Source organism: Methylomonas sp. MED-D (genome assembly GCF_050276835.1).
Lineage (GTDB): Bacteria > Pseudomonadota > Gammaproteobacteria > Methylococcales > Methylomonadaceae > Methylomonas > Methylomonas koyamae_A.
The window spans coordinates 2,284,585-2,306,351 of sequence record NZ_CP189965.1; the positions used below are offsets into that span (position 1 = coordinate 2,284,585).

Sequence of the window (21,767 nt, forward strand, 5' to 3'; positions counted from 1 at the left end):
ATTTGTTCAAGATCGGCATGCCTGTCGGGAAACGGGCATTCGGTGCCATGATGGGTAGGCTTAAATCCGTCCATGGCGTCCGGATTCGCTCCGCGCTCTAACGGGTCCTGCGATCCAGGCCGGAATCACGAGGTTTATTCAGTCATCCGACAACGTAGAATTGGTGTCAGACCCTATCAGACCACGGTAAAGCCGGATACGATACTTTCCAAGTTGCGGGCCAACGCCGCCAATTCCTGAGCCGAGCGCGCGGCGCCGCCGGCGGTTCGGCTATTTTCGGCGGCGCTATCGGCGATCAGTTTAATCCGGTGAGCCATTTCTCGGGTCGCGGCGGATTGCTCAGCTAGAATCCGAGTCATGTCGCCGATCGCTTCGGCCACTTGTTGGCTGCTATCGCGGATTTCCGAAATCGAGTCGGCGGCCTGGTTCGCCAAGTCAACGCCGTCGCCGACCCGACTGACGCCGGCTTCGATTTCCTTGGCCGCGCGTTGCGTGTTGACTTGGATTTTTCCGACCATATCGGTGATTTCCTGCGTTGAACTGGCCGTGCGTTTCGCCAACTCCCGGACCTCTTCGGCCACCACGGCAAAGCCGCGGCCTTGTTCGCCGGCGCGAGCGGCCTCGATCGCGGCATTTAGGGCCAGCATGTTGGTCTGATCGGCTATACCGCTAATGATGTTGACGATGCCGTAAATTTGCCGGGAAAAGTCTTCCAATTCCTGTATGGTCGTGGCAGTGGATTTGACCGCCGCCGCGACGTTCCCCATTTCGCTGGAGGTCTGATGTATGATACGGCCGCTGGCGAGCGATAGGTTGCCGGACTCTTCGGCGATTTTATGCACCTGTTTGGCTTGCTGGCCGATTTGCTCAAAGGACACCGACAGTTGTTCGACCGCGCTGGTCATCATTTCCGACGATTCCGCCTCGACTATACTGGCGCGCTCGCTTTGAACCGCGGCGGTCGCCAGCGAGTCGGCGGATAAATTCAAGGTCTTGGTGTTATTGACGATGACGCCTATGATCTCCAACAACCGCAAACGCATGCTATCCAACGTTCTGACCAGTTGGGCAATTTCGTCGCCTCCGGTCGTATCGGATGTCTTGGTTAAATCGCCGGTTTGGATGCGCTCGGCGATCTCCACACATTGCCGCAACGGCGTGGTAATTGAAATGGTCGCTATTCTTCCCAGCAATAATCCTAGGACTAACGCAGCGCCTATCAGCGCAATCAATATCAATTTACTTTCAGCGTCGGTGGCTTTGAGGTTTTGCAACGATAGTTTAACGTCGCCTTGAATCGCCGTTTCCAGCTTGTCGATTTCCTCGATAAAATCATCGAACGCCGCATCGAATTGGGCGTCCAGTTGATGAAACTCGGTCTCTCCCAGGTTTTGGCCCAAGGTCGCGTACCGGTTTTCCAGTGCCGTACGTAAAGTCCGGAACTTTTCGTTTGAAATACTTAATTGGGCCAGCGTCGCGGGATTATCCACCGGGAAGTATTTGCCTTCGGCATTTTCGCCGCCCTTGCCGATCACGTTTAGATACCATTCGGCCTGATCCATTTTACTCTTAACGACAGTTATGGATTCATTCGCATCGCCACCCATGATTTCTTCGAATTTCAAATGCGCCTCGGTCGCGAGCAATTTGGATTCCATTACCGCATCGACCAAGGGTGCGGCGGATTCGCCGACGTAAATCCCGGTATTACCTACCTTGTCGACAAAGTAAATGCCGAACAGCCCGGTGGCCAAGGTAATCAGGGTGCTTACCAAAAATGCGCCGGTTAGCCGTGTGCCGATACCGATATTCTGAAACATATTCACCTCTAACTAACACGCTTTGCAATTAGTATTGCCGATAAACGGAATTTGCCAATGATAAGGCGGGTGATCGCCTTGGATTTTCCTCAACCACTCTACAATCGCAGCTGGAGCTTGGCTGATAGCCCTAGCCTAGTGGAATAGACGCTAGAATTGAGGCGAAGTCAGGGCAAGCGGTTTCGCATATGCCCAACTTCTGTTTAACACGCCAACCTGGGGAGCAAGTATGAGTACGACAATCGCTCCGATACCGCTGGCCGAGCATGGTGGAGGCAATTGTGGGCTTTTGGCCGGATTTTTTGCCGAAACTGTTGGAAGCCGCAACAGCTCGTGCCTGGTCCGGGTTGGAGAACAGCTTAGCCGAGAATTGACAAACCACCGTCAGACATGGCCGGTTCCGGGCGTTGCATGTCGTGCTTGGAGTCAACGAATCGGATCGAGAAATGGCAAATAATTGGAACATACCCGCTTGGCTGGAAGCGGAAGTCAGAGCAAGAGACAAGACTTGTGTTTACTGCGGCATTGAATTTACACCGGCCAAGGTGTCTTATAAATCCGCGGCCAGCTGGGAACACATCGTTAACGATGAGACGATTGTCACCAGAGAAAATATCGTTCTTTGTTGCCGTGGCTGCAATGCCAGCAAGGGACCGAAGAGACTGTCCGTATGGTTGCAGTCTAAATATTGCACGGAGCGAGGTATCACGTCGGCTTCGGTGAGTCCAATAGTCCAATAGGTAATTGCCAATGGTCAATAAGGCCACGGGTTACCCGGCGCTCAAAGGACGCTCCCCTCGGTTATTTACCCTTGGCTTTGAGGTGGGTCGCTTGCGAAATCCGATGAATCTTATCCTTGAACTTACCGGGTGCGGGCGGTACCGTTTGAGCAATTGTCGCCTCCACGAAGCGGTCAACAGCGGTGCTAACGTTTTCCAAAGCTATCGGCGAACCATCGATCCAGCATCGCCTTTTCGTAACGCAAGGGATCGTTGTTTGGGTAGCGTGCCGACTCCTGTAGCATCAGGTAATTCAGATCGCTGATCTGTTCCTGCTTCTCGGCTTTGATTTGGCCGTCCGGGCCGTACCAGCGGTAGTTCAATTTGATGCGCGGATAGTATATGTCGCGGATGAAGCGGGTATTGGTGGCATTGGGTGTTCGCCAGGGTTCGAAGGCGCCGGCCATGTCGATGTCCTCGACCACCAAATCCAGGCTGTCGCCGGCCGGCAAATATTGCCCCGCCAATTTGCGAAAATGCGCTTCGAATTGCTGGAGTAAATCCGCCTGTACTCTTGGGGTAGCGGCGCCGGATAAGGCCAAGTCGGTGTAATGCTCGACATTCTCGAAGCGGATGCTGATGTCCGCGCACGCTGCTTGAGCCATGACCAGCATAGCTATTGCCAGCAAGGTAAGTTTTGGCATGGAATTCCCCCGTCATATTGCGGTTATCGTAGCGCCGCCGCACACCTTATTAACCCGGCCCTAAAATACCGCTGGATTGTCGAAGGGCTGGCCAGCCTGGGCTTCGGCCAGCTCGGCCTGAACGGAATACCCGTAATAAATAGGACCGGGTTAATAGGCCAATGTGCCTATCGGTTGCTACTTGCGCGATATCGACCCGGAAATTCGATAAAAATTTCGTCGATGCGCAAATCCAGGCGGGATTTAGCGTTCTCAAGTTGAATAGCAATTTTCGCGCGGCTGGTTGGAAGACGCTAGTCAGTCGCCGGAAACTTAAAACAGCCGGCTTCCGCCCGATCATGACCGCCACCAAATGGGCGGGGGCTTGGTAAGGCCATCGTCATAATACCCAAGAGTATTGGCATGCCGGGGTTGGAAATCAACACGCTCCATGGTTCCGATCTGAGCCGAGTCACGCAAGAGTTGGTTGGGCTGGCAATCGGCCACTTTGGGACATTCGAATATTTCAGCGAATTTCGGCAGTAACGCCTGAATCTCACAGGTTAACCCGTACGCTGGAACAAACCGGAGGGAATTCTTATCCCGAACTGATCGAATGAAAGCACGGTTTTGGCAAGATTAAACACTCAAATCGTCATCAATGTATTGAATGATGCGTGATTAAATTATGTCATTTAACAATGGTTTAGCGATCCAGTATGGTGTTGTCCAACCCAATAACATACCGGAGAGGGTAGTGAATCTTGTAACTCTATTTTGCGCGGCCATGGTGTTTGCGACCAGTGACGCCTTGGCTGACGGCAACTCGAATTTTGATGTATTCGCCAACCTCGAGACCGGGCCGGGCAATGTCACGGCGACAGCCAACGGCCGGATCATCATGAGCCAGCATCAGTTTTATCAGCCGCAATACACCGTGGTTGAATACAAGGATCAAGCCTTGCTACCTTTTCCAAATAAGGAAATGTCCGCGGCCGATTCGACTGCGCCGATCAAGCTCGACTCGGTACTAGGTATCCGCTCCGACAGCAACGGTATCGTCTGGATGCTGGACAACGGCATGCGCAGCGGCGTGACGCCCAAATTGGTCGGCTGGAATACCAAAACCAACAAGCTCCAGCGCTTGATGTATTTACCCGCACCGATCGCACCCAAGGATGCGTTCGTCAACGACTTTGCGTTGGATGCCATCCACAATCATGCCTTCATCAGCGATCCGGCGGGGGGCGCGAATGCGGCCTTGATCGTGGTCAACTTGTCGACCGGCGCCGCTCGGCGGGTGCTGGAAGGTCATAAAAGTGTGGTGCCGGAAAACGTCGATTTAGTCATCGACAATGTACCGATACAGCTGAAAACGCCGTCGGGCGAATTGGTGAAACCTCATATTGGCGTGAATCCCATTACCGAGGATTTAGCCAACGAATGGGTTTATTTCGGGCCGATGCACGGCCTTAGTCTTTACCGGATTAAAGCGGCGGATTTGGTCAATGAGTCGTTAATGCCGCAAGAACTTGCACAGCGGGTTGAACGCTATAGCGACAAACCGATCTCGGACGGCATCAGCATTGACGAGAACAACAATATTTATCTGGGGGACTTGGCCAATAATGCGATTGGCGTGATCGCGCCTAACCGACAATACCGGCAATTGGCGCAATGCCCAAGATTGTCTTGGGTCGATTCCTTCAGTTTTGGCGCTAACGGACAACTCTTTGCCGTCGTTAATCGCTTACATCGTTCGGCCACACTGAACGGCGGCGACAATCAATCCAAACCGCCTTATTTTTTGCTAAAAGTCAAAGCCTTAGCCGCAGGCTTGCCAGGACGTTAAAGACTGATTTGGGATGCGCTTATTTTCCGGCCTATGCTGCTGATTTGCTCGCGCAACCAGCCATGGGCCGGGTCTTTTTCCCACAACGGATGCCAAATCATCGCCAAATCGTAGTCCGGCAAACTCACCGGCACCGGCAACACTTGCAGTGGCACCAGTTTCTGAAAGGCGATGGCTAAACGATAGGGTAAGGACAAAATCATATTGGACTGAGCCACGATCAAGGGCGCCGATAAAAAATGCGGCACGATGAAGTTAATCCGGCGCTCCAGGCCCAACTCGGTCAATTTCTCGTCTATCACCCCCAATTTATCGCCGGTTCTGGAGATCAGCATGTGCGTGGCGGCCAAATACGTCTCCAGCGACGGTGGCGCTTTTATGCTGGGATGATCCTGCCTAACCACGCACGCCATGCGATCAATGAATAAATGTTCGCAGTACAAATGCGCCGGCGGATTCAATACCGAGGCAAAGCCCAACACCACATCCAGACTGCCGTTTTCCAACTGCGCCAACGGAAACGCAGATTCCGTGCGTTTGACATGAATATCCACGCCCGGTGCCGACTGCTCAATCGATTGCGACAACTCGGGCAAGATCAAAAACTCCATGTAATCGGTCGCGGCGATAGTGAAACGGCGCAGACTGGATGCCGGATCGAAGGCTTGCGGCGCCTCGAGCAAACGTTCCATTTCCTGCAAAAGGCTACGTACCGGCTCCACCAATGCTAGTGCCAATGCCGTCGGCTGCATGCCGGCGGGCGATTTAACCAAGACCGGATCGTTCAATTGCTGTCGCAAGCGATGCAAGGTATGGCTCATCGCCGACTGGGTGACGAACATGGATTCCGCCGCGCGGGTGACATTGCGCTCCCGCATCAATATATCGAAAGCCAGCAACAGGTTTAAGTCGAAGGTGCGCAGGTTGGCCATGTGGATATTCCATAAAAAATTCGGCTGCATACTAAACAAAATCGCTGCTGGCCAGCATGAACAGTCTTGATGATAACGGATGAAATTTGACCATTTCACAGCTCATCAAATTCTCCTTACCTTATATCGCGAGCGTGTCGTTCAACCTATATGACGTTACTCCCCCAAGGGTAGTTTTCGGTTGGCGACACGCCCAGTTTCGATGGCTATCGCCGTCATTTACTACAAAACGTTACGGGGGAAGCACACATGTCCGCACAAATTCCTATTTCCACGTTCAAACCCTACCGCGGCGAGAAAGCCCGGTTGGCAAGAGCCTACGACTATTTGATACTGGTCCTGGCTTTATTTCTGTTCATCGGCTCATTTCATCTACATTTTGCCCTGACTGTCGGCGACTGGGACTTCTGGATCGACTGGAAGGACAGGCAATGGTGGCCATTGGTCACGCCGCTGATCGGCATTACCTTTCCAGCCGCCGTACAGGCGGTGTTGTGGGATAAATTCCGTTTACCGTTGGGCGCCACTCTGTGCGTAGCGGCCCTATTGATCGGTACCTGGGTAACCCGGGTATTTGCTTACCACTACTGGAACTATTTCCCCATCAACATGGTGTTGCCGGCGACTATGGTGCCGGGCGCCTTGGTATTGGATACCTTGTTGATGCTCACCAATAGCCTGACCATCACCTCGATTTTTGGCGGCGGCGCGTTTGCCTTGTTGTTTTACCCGACCAACTGGCCGATCTTCGGCATGTTCCACCAAGCTGTCGAATACCACAACAGCCAGCTGACGGTGGCCGATTTATTCGGTTTTCAATATATCCGCACTGGCATGCCGGAATACTTGCGCATAATCGAACGCGGCACCTTACGCACCTATGGCCAGTACGCCACGCCATTGTCGGCATTTTGTTCAGCGTTGTTGTGCTCGTTGATGTATCCGCTGTGGTGGAAAATCGGCAAATTGTTCGCTGATACCCGTTATCTGAAAAAAATCTAAGGAGAACAGCCATGAAATCATTTTTTAAACCTTGGCTGTTGGCAGTGCTTTGCATCAACGTATTGTCGATATTTGCAGTACCCACCGCGCAGGCCCATGGCGAAAAAGCCCTGGAGCCGTTCATCAGGATGCGCACCATCCAGTGGTATGACGTGCAATGGTCCACGCAAAAATTCAACGTCAACGATGAAGTCAGCGTCAGCGGCAAGTTTCACGTCGCCGAAGACTGGCCGATCAGCGTGCCGAAACCGGAAGCCAGCTTCTTGAATATCTCCACCCCAGGACCGGTGCTGATCCGTACCGAGCGTTACCTGAACGGTAAGCCTTGGACCAACTCGGTGGCCCTGGAGCCGGGTGGTGACTATGAGTTCAAAGTGGTCTTGAAAGGCCGTTTGCCGGGCCATTATCACATCCATCCGTTTTTTAATTTAAAAGACGCCGGTCAGGTGATGGGACCTGGGGTGTGGCTGGACATTGGCGGCGATCCCGCCGACTTTAGCAATACGATTCAAACCATCAACGGTGAAATGATCGACATGGAAAGCTTCGGCTTTGCCAACGGCGTGTTCTGGCATCTGTTCTGGGGCGCGTTGGCGGCTGCATGGTTGCTGTGGTGGGTGCGTCGGCCCTTGTTCATCAGCCGCTACCGCATGCTGGATGCCGGTTTGGAACAGGAGTTGATCACCGATCAGGATAAAACCATCGCCAAGGCGGTGTTAGTCGGCGTGCCGGTATTGGTATTGGCGCTGAATGCCGTCACCGCCAACCAGTATCCGGACGCCATCCCATTGCAAGCGGGCTTGGATCGAATTTTGCCTCTGCCGGCTCAAGTGAATGCCGGCATGGTCAATGTCGACACGCTAAAAGCGGAATACAACGTGGCTCAACGCGCGATGCTGTTGCAGTTTAGTATCGACAATCGCAGCCAAGGCGCGGTCAGGATCGGCCAATTTTCCAGTTCCAACGTGCATTTCATGAACGCTGATTTAGCGAGCGTCAACAGCAAACCCGGCAAGGATGACGTCAGTAATAACGGTCTGAGCTTGAGTGACAATACACCTATCGCCCCCGGCGAACAACGCACCGTCACCGTAGAAGTGCGCGATGCGGCCTGGGAATCGGAGAAGCTGGATGGGCTGATCAAAGATGCGGACAGCCGGCTGGGTGGCTTGCTGTTTCTTTACGACGACGTGATGGGAAAACGCTATATCTCCAGCATTTCCGCCGCCGTCATTCCCAAATTCAATTAATTCAGGAGCACACATCATGGCTACCACGACAGAACACGTTAGCTTGAGCACCGAAAACCCCAAATCATTGCCTTGGTATTTGCTTGACTTACCCAAATATTTAAAGGGATTTGGCTTTTTAACCGTTATGTACATCAGTTTACGCCTGTATCAGGGGGCTTTTGCCATAGCGCACGGTCTGGATTCCTCGGAACCGGCGTTCGAACAATACTGGATGCGGCTGTTTTATATCGAACTGGCGGTCATCGCCGCCGTTGCCAGTGGTTTTTGGGGTTACTTATGGACTACGCGCGACCGGAATCTGGATCAACTGGCACCCAAGGAAGAGATACGCCGCTATTTCACGTTGACGATGTGGATCAGCATCTACACCTTTGCCGTGTACTGGGCGGGCAGTTATTTTGCCGAGCAGGACAATTCCTGGCATCAGGTGGCGATCCGCGACACGCCGTTTACCGCTAACCATATCATCGAGTTTTACTTCAACTTCCCGCTGTACGTGATCCTAGGCGGCTGCGCCTGGCTGTATGCCAGAACCCGCTTGCCTTTGTACGCCAAAGGCATCTCGCTGCCGTTGACCCTGGCGGTGTTCGGACCATTCATGATTTTGGTCAGCGTCGGTTTCAATGAGTGGGGACATACCTTCTGGTTTAGAGAAGAATTCTTCGCCGCGCCGATTCATTGGGGATTTGTGATTGGGGTGTGGTTTGCATTGGGCGTCGGGGGTATCTTGCTGCAAGGGGTAACCCGACTGATCGAACTGATGGACAAAATCGAAGACGCCGAATAGATCTGTATTAACCCGGCCCTACCAATACTAGTACGCCGTTCGGGCTGAGCCTGTCGAAGCCTGATGTGGCGCGTCCTTTGACAAGCCTGTCCTGAGCGCAGCCGAAGGGCTCAGGACGAACGGTATTTAAAGGCCGGGTTAATAATCAATAATCGCTTCCCGTTTAGGCTGGGATTAAGCCTTTATGTGTCCCGCATTAAACGGAAAGCCTCACAATTAAAACCACACGACCATGTTTCAGCCAAAGTCCGATGTCATCATGCCCAAGAGTCGTTCCGATTCAGTTCACTATGCCTGGGTAGTTCTCGCGGTCACGTTTCTGTGCTTGTTTGTTGCATCGGCGCTGCGTTCTGTTCCAGGGATCATCATGATGTCCCTGGAACAGGAGTTTGCCTGGAACAGAGAAACCATTAGCGGCGCGATTTCAGTCAACCTGCTGTTATTCGGCCTGGCCGGTCCCTTTCTAGGCCGATTGATGGATGTCTACGGCGCTAAACGGATCAGTGTTATCACGTTGATTTTGTCGGTGGCAGGCGCCGGTGGCAGCGTTTTCATGCAGGAATACCGGCAACTGTATTTGTTTTGGGGATTGCTGATTGGCGCGGGTTCGGGCGGCACGTCGATGATTATGGGGTCGGCGTTGATCAATCGCTGGTTTCATAAACACCGCGGGCTGGCATTAGGCATATTGGGCGCGGCTTTCTCCTCCGGCCAGTTAGTGTTCACCCCGCTGCTCATGCAAATCAATGTTCATGAAGGCTGGCGAGCGGCGACGCTGTTTATCGCCGTAGCCTTAGGTTTAGTGGTTTTACCTTTGGTGCTGAAATATTTAAGAGACGATCCCGAATCCAAGGGGTTGCAGCCCTTTGGCGCCAATGGCGTTCATGGAACAGTACTTAAGCCCGATCGACATCCCATGCGATCGGCCATGAGCAGTCCGCAATTCTGGCTGTTGGCTTCGAGTTTTGGCATTTGCGGATTAACCACCTCCGGATTGTTTCAAACCCATTTGATTCCACACGGTATCGAACACGGCTTTACCGAAATGACCATGGCGATGTCGTTAGGGGTCATGGGCGCGGCCGATGTGTTCGGCACTATTTTATCCGGCTGGTTATGCGACCGGTACGGCAAGCGCTGGCCGCTGGCGTTCTATTATGTCGTCAGAGGCGCGACGCTGATCGTTCTGCCGAGCATAGATACGACCGGACAATTAATGCTGTTCTCGATTATTTACGGCATGAATTGGTTGTCCACTATTCCGGCAACCTCAGCTTTGACAGCGGATTTATTCGGGAAACAAAACGTTGGCGTGGTGTTCGGCTGGATCTGTTTTGCCCATCAAATCGGAGCGGCCATTGCTGCTTACAGTGCCGGGTACGTCCATAGTCTGATGGGTGACTACCACCTGGCTTTTGTGGCGTCAGGCCTGTTCGCTTTTGTTGCAACCGGCATCGTTGTTTTTATTAAAGAACCCGGCGGCTAAAAATGAAAATATTGCTGACATAGGCTCAAATGAGGTGACTGGCAGCAAGGCTCGTAACAAGACGCTCAAGTGCTGTTGCGATTTCCCGCCGGCGGTTGGTGTTTCTTGTAAGCGAGCGTTTAAAACGATGGTGGAGAGGCGGGGACGGGTTAGATGGAGCAATGCGGGCGGATCGGACGGTGCCATCGTTCGAGGGTGGCGGGCGGCCGACCCTCGAATGCAAATAGCCCGGAAAGCCGCCCGTCTGGGCTGATTTCCGGGCGAGGCGGTTTTATTCTCTAACCCGGATCAAGTCGTGGCAACTTTTGCACGACGCGCCGAGTTTACCGAATTGCGCTTTGATATCCGCAACATCGCCGTCGTCGGCGACCTTTTGCAATTCGTTGGCTTCCTTAATAAAAGTGGCTTCCAGTTCTTTGACTTCCGCTTGTTTTTGAAAATATTCCGGCTTCAGACGGGTGGGTTTCCAGCCGGTGCCTTGATCGGTGCCGGGGCCGTACAACTGTTCCAGAATGCCGGAATTGGCGGCGGCCGCGATGGCGTTGGCGGCGGCTATCACTTGATCTTTGTTGAAGGTTTCCGGGTGATCGACGGCCTGAGCCTTGATTTTCGCGGTGTTCCAGCCCAGGAAGGAATAGGCGGATTGGCGGAAACGGATTTGTTCTTCTATCGGCCCGGCCAGTGCCGCCGTGGTGACGGCGCTCAGCGCCAGTGCGATAGCCAGTTGGGATTTCATGCGTTGCTCCTATGGGTGATAAAAACTCGGTGTGGGGTTTCGTTCGGTGAAGCCGGGCCTGCGCCTCAGCGGCCGCCGGCTTGCGCCGACCGTACGCCGGCCAACGGCGGCAAATAGCGCAAGGGGTCGCCGCCCCAGACGCTCCAGACCACCGTCGCGGCGATCAGCAAACTGGCGGTCAGCCGCAAGACGCCGGCCGGACGTGCGTCGGCCGGGGCCAGCGAGCGGGGCAGGCGCTTCTTGCCGGTCAGCATCGGCACGACCAGATCGGCTTTTTTGACGCGTTGGTAAAACGCAATCGCCGCGACGTGGGCGCCGACTAAAAACAGCAGGACGTTAACGCTACGGATATGCCAGCCGCTGAGTTTGTCGCTGAAATCCTTGTCGATCAGATCGAACAGCGGGCCTTCGAAAGCGATGTCGTCGTTGGCGAACAAACCGGTACCGACCAGCACCGCCAACACCGTCAGCAACGCGAACACCGCCAGCGCGCCGGCCGGATTGTGACCGACGCCTTGCCAGTCGCCCCGGACGTAAGCCAGCAGGCGGGACAGCGTCGGGAAAAAGTTGACGAAGCGGGCGTGGGTATTGCCGACAAAGCCCCACAGCAGGCGGAACACCACCAGGCCGAGGGTCAGGCTGCCGAAGCGGCAGTGCCAGTCGGTCCATTCGCCGCCGGCCTTGCCGGTCAAATAGGCACCGGTGACCGCCAATACCAACAGCCAATGAAACAGCCGTAATGGCCAATCCCAGACATGTACTTCCACTTTCACGGTAACCTCCGCGCGTTAGCTGTCGCGTAAATAAGCGTTGAAGAAGGCGACAGTGCGGTCCCAGGCCAGTTTGGCGGTACCGGCGTCGTAGCGCGGCGTCGTGTCGTTGTTGAAGCCGTGCTGGACGCCGGCATAGGTGTGGGCTTCGTAATTGGTGCCGGCTTTTTGCAGGGCCGCTTCGAAGGCCGGCCAACCGGCGTTGATGCGGTCGTCGACGCCCGCGTAATGAATCAGCAAGGCGCCCTTGATCTTGGCGACATCCTCGGCCGGCGGCTGGGCGCCGTAGAATGGTACGCCGGCGCTCAGGTCGGGCAATCGGGTCGCCAGGAAGTTGACGATGCCGCCGCCGTAACAAAACCCGACCGCGCCGAGTTTGCCGTTGCCGCCCGGCAGCTTTTTCATCGCTTGCGCGGCGGCCAGAAAATCGTTTTGGGTTTTGGCTTTGTCCAGTTTCTGGAACAGTTCCCTGGCCTTGTCTTCGTCGCCCGGATAGCCGCCCAGCGTGAACAGCGCGTCGGGCGCGAAGGCGATGAAGTTATCCAGCGCCAGCCGGCGGGCGATATCTTCGATGTGCGGGTTCAGCCCGCGATTTTCGTGGATGACCAACACCACCGGCAGTTTGCCCTTGGCGTTGGCCGGTTGCGCCAGATAACCGCGCACCTTGCCATTGCCCTGCGGCGACGGGTATTCCAGGTAACTGGTTTTGATGCGCGGATCGTTGCCGGCCACCTGCTGGGCTTGGGCGAAGCGCGGGTTCAGCGCATCCAGCAAGGCCTCGGCGGTCAGGCCGAGCAGCGCGTATTTGGGGACCGAGGACAGGAACTCGCGGCGGGAAATATCGCCGTGTACGTATTCGTCGAATTTTTTCAAGGCTTCCGGGTGGAAGTCGTTGGCGGTTTGGCGCGCCATGCAGCGTCTCCTAAAAACAAAAAGCCATCCCGGCGCCGTCGCAGTGTCGTTAAGTTAAGCCGTTCGTGGTCAGCTTGTCGAACCATGAACGGCTTAACCATTCGCCCTTCGACAAGCTCAGGACGAACGGTCAATCCTTAACTTAACGGCATTGAGCGCCGGCCGGGATGGGGGTACGGTTATTGGGGGGCGGTCAATACCGCCAGTTTAGTGACGCCGGCCCGTTCGATGGCGGCCATCACCTTGGCGACGACGCCGTATTGCACGCCGTCGTCGGCATTCAGGTTCAGTGCCAGTTCCGGATCGGCGGCCTTGCGGTTTTTCAATTCGGTTTCGACCGCATCGACCGCGTATTCCTGTTTATCGATGAAGACTTTGCCGGTGGCGTCCACGCTCAGGTAGACGGCGGCTTTTTCCTCGGGCGGCGCGGTTTCGGCGGTCTTGGGCAGATTCACGTGGACCGCGTTGGTCAACAGCGGGGCGGTGACGATGAACACCACCAGCAGCACCAGCATCACGTCCACCAGCGGGGTGACGTTGATTTCACCCATCACGTCGTCGTCGCCGCCGTTGTCTTTGGTATTGATGGCCATCAGGCGTGCGCCTCCTTCGCGATTAAGTCTTCATGAGCGGCATCGCGGGTTTTTTTGCCGCCGCCGATTTCAGTCAGTTTGGCGGGCTTCGCGGCGCTGGCGCGCTCGATGACGAAGGCGTTTTTCAGGGCCAGATGCACGAAGTCGATCGCGAAGTCGTCCAGGAAGGCCCAGATCACTTTATTGCGGCGAATGAAGAAGTTGTAGCCGACCACCGCCGGTACCGCGACCGCGATACCGACCGCCGTGGCCACCAAGGCCTCGCCGATCGGGCCGGCGACCACTTCCAGACTGGCCGAGCCGCTTTTGCTGATGTTGGTCAGCGCGCCCATGATGCCCCACACCGTACCGAACAGTCCGACGAACGGCGAGATGCTGCCGATGGTGGCCAGCACGGCCAGGCCGCTTTCCAGCGAGCCGCGTTCTTTTTGCATTTGCTGGCGCAGACGCCGATCCAGCAACTCCTGACGATCCCAGGTATGTTCCAAATCGTGGGTCGAGGCGCCGCTGTCGGTTTCGATCAAGGTCGAAAAGCCGATGCCCGCCACGCGGGCCACCGGACCTTGCTGATCCTGCAATTGGGCGGCGGCCTGAATGTCCGGTGCGCCCCAGAAGCGCTTGCTGAAATTGCGGTTATGGTAGGAAATCCGGATGTGCTGGATGCCCTTGATCAGGATCAGCGCCCAGGTGATCGCGGAAGCGCCGATCAGAGTGTTCAAAGTGCCGTCGACAATGACGGTGGTGGCGATATCGGACATGAAGTACCTCAAGATAAGTTAAAAGTAATCGGAACGGTCACGTAGCCGGCGACCGGCGTCTCGCCGCGCTTGGCCGGCACGAAGGACCATTTGGAAACGGTTTTGACCGCCGCGTCGTCCAGTACCGCTTGGCCGCTGGATTTGACGACGCTGACGCTATCCGGCTTGCCGTTGGGTTGAACGTGGACCTTCATCAGCACTTTGCCTTCCCAACCGCGCTCCTGAGCGATTTCCGGGTATTCGGGCGGCGGGTTGTTCAGGTAGTCGGCGCCGGCCGTCGGCGGCGTGATCTTTTCCTCGACCACCGGCGCCGGCGGTGCCGGTGGAGCAGGAGTCGGCGCGGCGTCGACGATAGGCGCCGGCGTCGGATCGGGTACCGGCGCTTGCTCGACGACCGGCTTCAACACCGGCTTGGGTTTTTCCTTGGGCGGCTTGAGCGGCACGACCTTGGGCTTGGGCGGCGGCGCTTGCACGATCGGCGGCGGAACCACCGGGCGCGGCCGGCTCAAGGTAATTTGCAACTTGGGTTCCGGTTTGGGCGGTTCCACGAAATCCTGCTCCAGCGACGCGCCGCGAAATTGATCCATCGCCGCGCTGTGAATCAGCACCGACAGCACGCCCAGCAAGACATAGTCGAACCATTTGTGGTCGCTGCTCGCGCTACGGTATTGAAAGCCTTGCAAAGCGCCGGCCAGCGGATTCAGCGCCAGCTCGCCGGCCGCCGCGCCGGTCGGCTCCAGCGGTAACAAACCGCCGGCCTGCCAGTTCGACCCGGCCGCGAGCGGCTGAAAATTGTGGCGTGTCGCGAAAAGATTGCTCATGTCGATATTCCTCGTTCATCGGTACGCATTGCTGTGAAAGTCGGCGCGGGGCTGGGTTCTCTGGCCGAGACCTTGCCGGTACCCGACTCGCCGGGCGTTAGCTCGTTCGGCGCGGTGTGTATCACTCGCCACCGCATCGGCGCGGATTTCGGCCGACTTCGCAACGACTTTCGCACGAGGCGTGCCAGCTTGCGCGAATCGCCGCCGAGAGGACGGGTTTTGTTCGGCGGGTTTGGAGACAAGATATTGATTGTTAATGGATACTTTATCCTTGGCCGCTGCTGCGCCCACGGGGTCGGGCGACGCGGTGGAGCGGATCGCGGCTGGGTTCGGTGCTGAACAAGCACCAGATTTTGGGTCTTTCTGTTTGTCGGGTGTTGCTGGATCAACAGTTGTTCGGATCGGGGCTGTTTGACCGAATGAGGTCTGGTCGGTCGCGAATTTAAGCGCCCGGCGCGGGACAGGTTTGGTCGCCGCTAAAGTGCCGCCCATCTGAAAATGTCGGAAATATGCCCGCCAAGCGGTATTGCCCAATCGTCCGCTATTTCGCTAAAACACAAACTCGCTCGCGGGAGCGGTTTCAGCCGCGATTGAGGTCGGCCGGTATTGGACAAGGACTCAAAACGCCTCACGCGCGGCAAGCCAAACATGGGCAACGCATCAGCCCGCCATCCACGCGCTGTAAGTTGTTTATCTGTAAATTCGATTTAATTTTCGAAAATTAACGTTTTATTCGCTATATGGCCGGCTTGTATATTGATCCCGGAACAAGAATTACCGTTTCGCGGGTTTCGAACCGTTGCTCGAAAGTACCGGGACATCGGTGCCGGCATTTGCGCGGCGCGAAGGCGCGATTCGGGCGACTTGTGAACTATTTGATATGCGATGCAACGCTAGCCGGAATCCGGGGGACTTATGACTTTATTGGCTTTTGACGAACAACAATCGCGCTCGCTGGCCTTGTCGGTCAGGGCTAGCGCGTTGGTCTTCGAAGACCCGGTATCGCGGCGCTTGCTGGAACAAATCGAACGGATCGCGCCCAGCGACGCCACGGTATTGATCATCGGCGAAACCGGCACCGGCAAGGAGTTGGTGGCCCGGCATATCCACGCCTTGAGCAAGCGCCACCGGGAAACCTTCGGCGCGTTGAATTGCGCGGCCTTGAGCGAAAACCTGATCGAGAGCGAATTGTTCGGTCACGAACGCGGCTCGTTTACCGGCGCGCTGTCCACCAAGTTGGGCTGGTTCGAGACCGCCAACAAAGGTAGCTTGTTTCTGGACGAAGTCGGCGACTTGCCGCTGGGTTTGCAAGCCAAATTGCTTAGGGTCCTGCAGGAACGCGAAGTGGTCAAGGTCGGCTCGCGCCATCCGGTGCCGGTGGACGTACGCATCATCGCCGCTACCAACGTCAATCTGGAAGACGCGGTCGCCGCTCAGCATTTCCGCGCCGATTTGTATTACCGCTTCAACGTCGCGACGATCCAGTTGGCGCCGTTGCGGGAACGGCCGGGCGACATCCTGCCGCTGACCGAACATTTCCTGAAGATATACGCCGATCGCCTGGGTTACGGCGACGTCAAACTGGCCCCGGCAGCCGAAGTGGCGCTGTTGAATTACGACTGGCCCGGCAATATTCGAGAACTGGAAAACGCCGTGCATCGAGCCTTGCTGGTGTGCCCCGGCAATCGGCTGCGGCCGGAGGACTTCAAGTTGTCCGGGGTGCGTGCCGCCGAGCAAAGCCCGTCGATTTCCACGGTCTCGTTGGAAAACGCGCTGCAGCGTTTGTTCGACCAGACGCCGCCCAAGTTATTTGAAATCATCGAGGAAACCGTGATTCGCTCGGCTTTCGAATACTGCGAGCGGAATCAGGTGCAAACCGCCAAAATGCTGGATATCAGCCGCAACGTGCTGCGCCACAAATTGGGCTTGTACGGCATGCTGCCCGCCAGCCGTCGGGTCAGCGAGCAGGAAGTCGCTTAAGTCATTTTCCCCGGTTCGACGCCGGTGGTGAGCCCGTACATCCCGGACCGATCAACTTCAAAGGTGTTGGCTGGCGCGTTGACTTCCGGCGTGCGGGTCTACGGTTGAGAGTATGTCGGTCGGCATTTTGCGCGGCAGGTCGGGCCTAGATAACACAATCAGAAGCGCGGCGACGATGACGGCATATCGGCGGTGGAGAGCTATTTGGACGATCCGCACGGCGCTTGGGTTTGAGCGCAGGCCGGCGGTGGTGGAGGGCCTCGGTCGGTGGGCGGTCGCTCAGCACGTGCTGCCGATACGGCAGCAGGCGGCGGGTCAGCGGCTGCGGTCGTCGAGATCCGCGTAGAGAGTGTCCACCAGCATCTTAAACCAACGCGGGCGAAACAGCGATACGTACAAACCGATCGAACTGGTGATCGGAATCGGGCCGATGCTGAAGACCATGAACAGGATGAAGACCAGCGCGCATTTGATCCGGGTCGAGGTGGATGGGGTCATCGGCGTTCTCCGAAGTGGTCGATGTGATCGGGACACTACGCCGGACGCCAGCAAATAACAAGCGGCGCCTGGCTTCAGACCTCGGCCCACATTCTGAGCAGGTTGTGGTAGCAGCCGGTCAGATTGACGGCGGGCGCGGTATCGCCGCGGGTGGCGCGCAGTTCCAGGATTGCCATGTCCATTTCGAACAGCAAGCGGCGCTTTTCGGTTTCGCGCACCATGCTTTCTATCCAGAAGAAACTGGCGACGCGCGCGCCGCGCGTCACCGGTTCGACCCGGTGCAGGCTGGAGCCGGGGTATAGCACCATGTCGCCGGCGGCCAGTTTCACGGTGTGTCGGCCGTAAGTATCTTCGATGACCAGTTCGCCGCCGTCGTAACTGTCCGGATCAGTCAGAAACAGCGTGGCCGACAGGTCGGTGCGTACCCGTTGGCCGGTGACCGGACAATGGCGGATCGCATTGTCGATGTGGTCGCCGAAGGTATTGCGCTCGCCGGCGTAGCGGTTGAACAGCGGCGGGAAAATTTGCTTGGGCAGGGCCGCCGACAGAAACAGCGGGCTTTGGTTGAGAGCGTCCCGCACGATGGTCCGCAGCGCCTGGCTTTGCGGACTTTGTTCCGGTAGCTGATCGTTGTTTTTAACTTGAGCCGATTGGCTGCCGGCGGTAATCCGGCCGTCGGTCCACGGCGCGTCGGCCAACAGTTCTCGGCATTGTTGCAAGGCCTGGGCCGACAGCACTTCCGGAATTTCGATCAGCATCGCTTAGCCGCCTATCGCTTGCAGGATAAAAAACGTCGCGAGGGTTAACGAGCCGAAACCCAGCCCGGCGGCGGCCAAGCGGCTGCCGTGCAGGCGGGTCCACAGCAGCGTGCCAGTCACGCTCAGCAAGATCAGGCCGCCGGCCAAGGTATCGATCAACAATACCCAACCGACCCCCATGCCGGTACCTTTGTGCAGATTGTTCAAGGTTTGCAACAGGTTCGCGTCGCTTTGCTTGACCGTGACGAAAGCATTGCCTTCCCAATAGTCCGCCGACAACAGGTGCTGCGGGTTGCGGATGTTGATTTGCCAGGACGCCGGTTGTTGAACCGGCTGATCGTGCCAAATCAGGGTTCGGGCCGGTTCGCGGCGGATTCGGGCGTGGCGGGTGTCCACGCTCAAGGTTTGCCCCAACCACGCGGCCAGCGCCTTCGGGTCGGCGGGGCGGGGGTCGGGCAGCGCCAACTGGATTTCCCGAGGCTCCATGCGGCCGATCGGAATTTTCATCACGTCGCGGTGGTTCAGCAGGATGCCGGTAAAGCCGAACAATAGCCCCAGCGAGGCGCCCCACAGACCGAACCAGGCGTGGGTGCGGCGCAGCCATTTTAAAAAAGCGCCGCGCGAGAGCGAGTGGGGCAGGAATAAATAGCCGCCGTTCGGCTTGTGTTGCGGGCGGCGAGCTGGCGTTGCGGTGGTGTCGGCGGTGGTATTCATGGGCGGGTCGTCGTTAAATTGGAAAGGTTTGCGGATGCCGCCGCCGAACTTGGGTTGTCGAGCATTCGGCGGCGGCAAACAGGCGTATCTTGCGCCGGTCGGGCTGAATTAATACTTAAAACCGACCGTCAATTGTCCGGATACCGGCGTGCCGGGCAAGGCCGAGTTGGTTTGGCCGGATTCGTAATAGACGGTGTCGGTCAGATTGAATACGTTGAGCTGCACGTCGTAATGCTTTTGGTGGTAGGCCACAACCGCATCCAGGCGGGCGTAACCCGGCAATACCGCTTCGTTGACGCTGTCGGCATACCGATGGCTCGCGTAATACACTCCGCCACCGATTTCCCAGTTGTCGGTCAGGTGGTAGGTGGTCCAGGCCACCCCGCTGTGTTCCGGGACGTTCGTCGCGGTCATGCCTTCATAGGACTTCACCTGGCCGCTCACCGAGCCGGTGGCGGTGGTGCTGGATTTGATAATTTTCGCATCCAAATAGGCGTAGGTCAGCGACACATCCCATTTCGGTAGGATTTCGCCGGCCAGACCGGCTTCGAAGCCGTCGGTACGCTGTTCTCCGGCCAGCACTTGCAAGGCGGAGTCGAGCGGCGACGTGGTGCGGGCATTGGTCTTTTCCAAGCGGAATAACGCGGCGGTGGCCGAGAGCTTACCGTCGAACAAGTCGAATTTGGCGCCGATCTCGTAGTTGTTGTTTTGTTCGGGCGGCAGGTTGGCATTGTTCGCCGTTAGACTAAGGCTTTCGGCCGATGGGTTGAAGGATTTGCCGTAACTGAAATAGTAGGATTGCCAATTGGCCGGTTGCCAGACGATGCCGCCGCGCGGACTGAATTGGCTGTCGCTGCGCGAAAAGTTCAATACGCCGAGCCTGTCGTCTTGCTGGGCATCGAACACGTCGTAGCGAGTGCCGCCGAGCAATTTGATTTGCGGGGTGATGTCGAACTGATCCAGCACGTAGCCGGCATAGGTTTGGGTATGGGTTAGTCGGTTGGTGGCCAGTGTGCCGCTGAAGTCGAACGCCGTGCCGGCGGCGCTGGCGGTGACGACGGGATCGAAGATCGAGATGCGGGTGACGCCGGTCGAATTTTTCGATTTGAAATTGTATTCCTCCCAACCGAATTCGCTGCCGAACATCAAAATGTTGTCGTGGCCGAACAGCGGCTTTTTGTAGACGAAGTCGGTTTGGTTGTAGACGTTTTCCTGGGTATTCAAGCGCAAGGCCTGGCTGCGGGCGATCGTGCCGGCATTCGCGCCGCTGTAGGCCGCCGCGCCGGAATACAAATGAGTCAGATAGTTGCGTTCGTAATCGCCGTAGCGGACGGTATTTTTGACCGAAAAATCGCTGGAAAAACGATGGGTCAGCGCCACGGTGGCCACATTGACGTCGGTGTCCAACATCCGATTGTTGACGAAGCCATAATAAGTGTTGATTGGTACGCCTGCCGGCCGTCCTTTGTACATCGGCACGCCGTAGTCGAATACGCCGTCTTCCTGTTGATGGAGCAAATTCAAGGTCAGGTCGGTATCGGCGCTGATGTCCCATTTGAAGGACGGCGCGATGCCCCAGCGGTTGCTGTAGTTGTAGTCGCGGTAGGAATCGGCATCTTGATACATCACATTCAAGCGCGCGGCCAGGTCTTGGTATTTGGTTTCGGCGTCGATCGCGGTCCGCTTGAAGTCGTACAAACCATAGGTGAAGCTGCCGCTGACGCCGGTCTTGCCGGTCGGTTTTTTGAAGACCTGATTGATCACGCCGCCGGTGGCGCCCCGGCCGAACAAGATCGACGAAGCGCCTTTCAGCACTTCGGCGCGCTCGATGAAAAAGGTATCGCGGTTGTATTGGCCATTGTCTTTCACGCCGTCGAGATATTGGTCGGAATTGGCGGCGAAACCGCGCAGCGTGATCGAGTCGCCGGTGCGGCCGCCTTCGCCGGCGGCGATCGTCAAACCGCTGACGTTGCGTAGCGCGTCGCGCAAGTTAAAGGCGTTCTGCGATTCGATCAATTCTTTCTTGACGACGCTGATCGATTGCGGAATGTCGCGGATCGCCATTTCGGTTTTGCTGCCGGTGGTCGAGGTATCGGCCTTGAAGCGGCTCGTCGGTTTGTCGCGTCCGGCTTTGACCTTGACGTCGTCGAGGACGATTTCCTGCTCGCTATCGGCGGTCTGGCCGGCCGGCGGTTCGGCTAGCGCCATGCCGCTCAAGGCCGCGCCAAGTGGCAACAAGGCGCCCAGTCGCCATTTGGCGGCACTGGGCTGGTTTCGGTTTGGATGGGTATCGGGCATAAGTTCCTCTGCAATTGGCATCAAAGTGGTTGGCTGCCTGGCGAGGAACGCTGGGTGGCTAGAGTATTCGCGGCCCGAATCGGCGTATCGTCTCAAGGTCGGTCCGGGCAAAACTTTCATCGCAATTTCACCCGAGAACATCGGAAATCAATTGCTTTCAAATAATAACGATTCTCATTTTATGGGGTTTTCCCGGCTTGTCAACCGGCGTAGGCAGGTGCCTTCCGGGCTAATATGACGGGTGGAATACGGCGAATGAGCTTGGCGGGGGAGGTCAAAGCGTCCTTGACCGGATCCCTGTCAACTGTATTGGGGTCGTGTTTGGGTTGACCAAAACCGTAACATTCCGAGTGTTTTTCCCTATTCCCAAGGGATTTTTCCACATCGAACGTCGA

Annotated in this window: 20 protein-coding genes; 6 read left to right on the plus strand and 14 right to left on the minus strand. The window is 56.6% G+C overall.

Features of this window, described 5'->3' with window-relative positions; genetic code table 11:
* Positions 1-176: 176 nt before the first annotated feature.
* Positions 177-1,820 (minus strand): methyl-accepting chemotaxis protein, encoded by a 1,644-nt coding sequence (locus tag ACQE3E_RS10120; protein WP_064025567.1) that lies wholly within the window; start codon positions 1,818-1,820, stop codon positions 177-179.
* A gap of 925 nt (positions 1,821-2,745) precedes the next feature.
* A complete protein-coding gene (locus tag ACQE3E_RS10125) occupies positions 2,746-3,243 on the minus strand; it encodes a DUF3016 domain-containing protein (RefSeq protein ID WP_427501585.1) in 498 nt (165 codons plus the stop codon).
* 736 nt (positions 3,244-3,979) lie between these two features.
* Here ACQE3E_RS10125 and ACQE3E_RS10130 point away from each other — a divergent pair.
* The gene (locus ACQE3E_RS10130) at positions 3,980-5,074 is read left to right on the plus strand and encodes an L-dopachrome tautomerase-related protein (RefSeq protein ID WP_427501586.1); all 1,095 of its coding nucleotides are present in this window, start codon (positions 3,980-3,982) and stop codon (positions 5,072-5,074) included.
* Here ACQE3E_RS10130 and ACQE3E_RS10135 read toward each other — a convergent pair.
* Positions 5,071-6,006 (minus strand): LysR family transcriptional regulator, encoded by a 936-nt coding sequence (locus ACQE3E_RS10135; protein WP_427501587.1) that lies wholly within the window; start codon positions 6,004-6,006, stop codon positions 5,071-5,073. The two genes, ACQE3E_RS10130 and ACQE3E_RS10135, sit on opposite strands and share 4 nt — an antisense overlap.
* A 249-nt stretch (positions 6,007-6,255) precedes the next feature.
* On the opposite strand from ACQE3E_RS10135, the gene amoA reads away from it, so the two are divergent.
* From amoA to ACQE3E_RS10155, 4 genes are all read left to right on the plus strand, one after another.
* The gene (gene amoA, locus ACQE3E_RS10140; RefSeq protein ID WP_427501588.1) at positions 6,256-7,008 is read left to right on the plus strand and encodes a bacterial ammonia monooxygenase, subunit AmoA; all 753 of its coding nucleotides are present in this window, start codon (positions 6,256-6,258) and stop codon (positions 7,006-7,008) included.
* An 11-nt stretch (positions 7,009-7,019) separates the two neighbouring features.
* Positions 7,020-8,258 carry a bacterial ammonia monooxygenase, subunit AmoB gene (gene amoB / locus ACQE3E_RS10145; protein ID WP_427501589.1) on the plus strand — a complete coding sequence of 413 codons (1,239 nt, stop codon included), beginning with the start codon at positions 7,020-7,022 and terminating at the stop codon, positions 8,256-8,258.
* A gap of 16 nt (positions 8,259-8,274) precedes the next feature.
* Entirely contained in the window at positions 8,275-9,048 is a 774-nt protein-coding gene (amoC, locus tag ACQE3E_RS10150; RefSeq protein WP_427501590.1) for a bacterial ammonia monooxygenase, subunit AmoC, read from the plus strand.
* Between the two features lie 232 nt (positions 9,049-9,280).
* Entirely contained in the window at positions 9,281-10,534 is a 1,254-nt protein-coding gene (locus ACQE3E_RS10155; RefSeq protein WP_427501591.1) for an MFS transporter, read from the plus strand.
* A gap of 271 nt (positions 10,535-10,805) precedes the next feature.
* Here the strand turns inward: ACQE3E_RS10155 and ACQE3E_RS10160 are convergent, their stop codons facing one another.
* The 7 genes from ACQE3E_RS10160 to ACQE3E_RS10190 form a co-directional block, all read right to left on the minus strand.
* A complete protein-coding gene (locus ACQE3E_RS10160) occupies positions 10,806-11,270 on the minus strand; it encodes a c-type cytochrome (RefSeq protein ID WP_064025579.1) in 465 nt (154 codons plus the stop codon).
* 65 nt (positions 11,271-11,335) lie between these two features.
* Positions 11,336-12,043, minus strand: a complete 708-nt coding sequence (locus ACQE3E_RS10165; protein WP_427501592.1) for a cytochrome b/b6 domain-containing protein — start codon at positions 12,041-12,043, stop codon at positions 11,336-11,338.
* 15 nt (positions 12,044-12,058) lie between these two features.
* Positions 12,059-12,952, minus strand: a complete 894-nt coding sequence (locus tag ACQE3E_RS10170; protein WP_427501593.1) for a dienelactone hydrolase family protein — start codon at positions 12,950-12,952, stop codon at positions 12,059-12,061.
* Positions 12,953-13,131: 179 nt separating this feature from the next.
* Positions 13,132-13,545: an ExbD/TolR family protein gene (locus ACQE3E_RS10175; protein WP_071160691.1), complete on the minus strand. Its 414-nt coding sequence runs from the start codon at positions 13,543-13,545 to the stop codon at positions 13,132-13,134.
* A complete protein-coding gene (locus tag ACQE3E_RS10180) occupies positions 13,545-14,303 on the minus strand; it encodes a MotA/TolQ/ExbB proton channel family protein (protein ID WP_427501594.1) in 759 nt (252 codons plus the stop codon). Before ACQE3E_RS10180 ends, ACQE3E_RS10175 begins: the two co-directional genes overlap by 1 nt.
* An 8-nt stretch (positions 14,304-14,311) precedes the next feature.
* The gene (locus ACQE3E_RS10185; RefSeq protein WP_427501595.1) at positions 14,312-15,124 is read right to left on the minus strand and encodes an energy transducer TonB; all 813 of its coding nucleotides are present in this window, start codon (positions 15,122-15,124) and stop codon (positions 14,312-14,314) included.
* Positions 15,125-15,139: 15 nt separating this feature from the next.
* Positions 15,140-15,616 carry a hypothetical protein gene (locus ACQE3E_RS10190; protein WP_427501596.1) on the minus strand — a complete coding sequence of 159 codons (477 nt, stop codon included), beginning with the start codon at positions 15,614-15,616 and terminating at the stop codon, positions 15,140-15,142.
* Between the two features lie 423 nt (positions 15,617-16,039).
* On the opposite strand from ACQE3E_RS10190, the gene ACQE3E_RS10195 reads away from it, so the two are divergent.
* A complete protein-coding gene (locus ACQE3E_RS10195) occupies positions 16,040-17,104 on the plus strand; it encodes a sigma-54 interaction domain-containing protein (protein WP_427501597.1) in 1,065 nt (354 codons plus the stop codon).
* 315 nt (positions 17,105-17,419) lie between these two features.
* Here the strand turns inward: ACQE3E_RS10195 and ACQE3E_RS10200 are convergent, their stop codons facing one another.
* The 4 genes from ACQE3E_RS10200 to ACQE3E_RS10215 all read right to left on the minus strand — a co-directional run bounded on the left by ACQE3E_RS10200 (position 17,420) and on the right by ACQE3E_RS10215 (position 21,372).
* Positions 17,420-17,602, minus strand: coding sequence for a hypothetical protein (locus ACQE3E_RS10200; RefSeq protein ID WP_313728122.1), 183 nt, complete (start codon positions 17,600-17,602; stop codon positions 17,420-17,422).
* Positions 17,603-17,676: 74 nt separating this feature from the next.
* Positions 17,677-18,360, minus strand: a complete 684-nt coding sequence (locus ACQE3E_RS10205) for a Fe2+-dependent dioxygenase (RefSeq protein WP_313728121.1) — start codon at positions 18,358-18,360, stop codon at positions 17,677-17,679.
* Positions 18,361-18,363: 3 nt separating this feature from the next.
* Positions 18,364-19,074, minus strand: coding sequence for a PepSY-associated TM helix domain-containing protein (locus ACQE3E_RS10210; protein WP_313728120.1), 711 nt, complete (start codon positions 19,072-19,074; stop codon positions 18,364-18,366).
* 108 nt (positions 19,075-19,182) lie between these two features.
* Positions 19,183-21,372 (minus strand): TonB-dependent receptor, encoded by a 2,190-nt coding sequence (locus ACQE3E_RS10215; RefSeq protein ID WP_313728119.1) that lies wholly within the window; start codon positions 21,370-21,372, stop codon positions 19,183-19,185.
* Between the last annotated feature and the right edge of the window lie 395 nt (positions 21,373-21,767).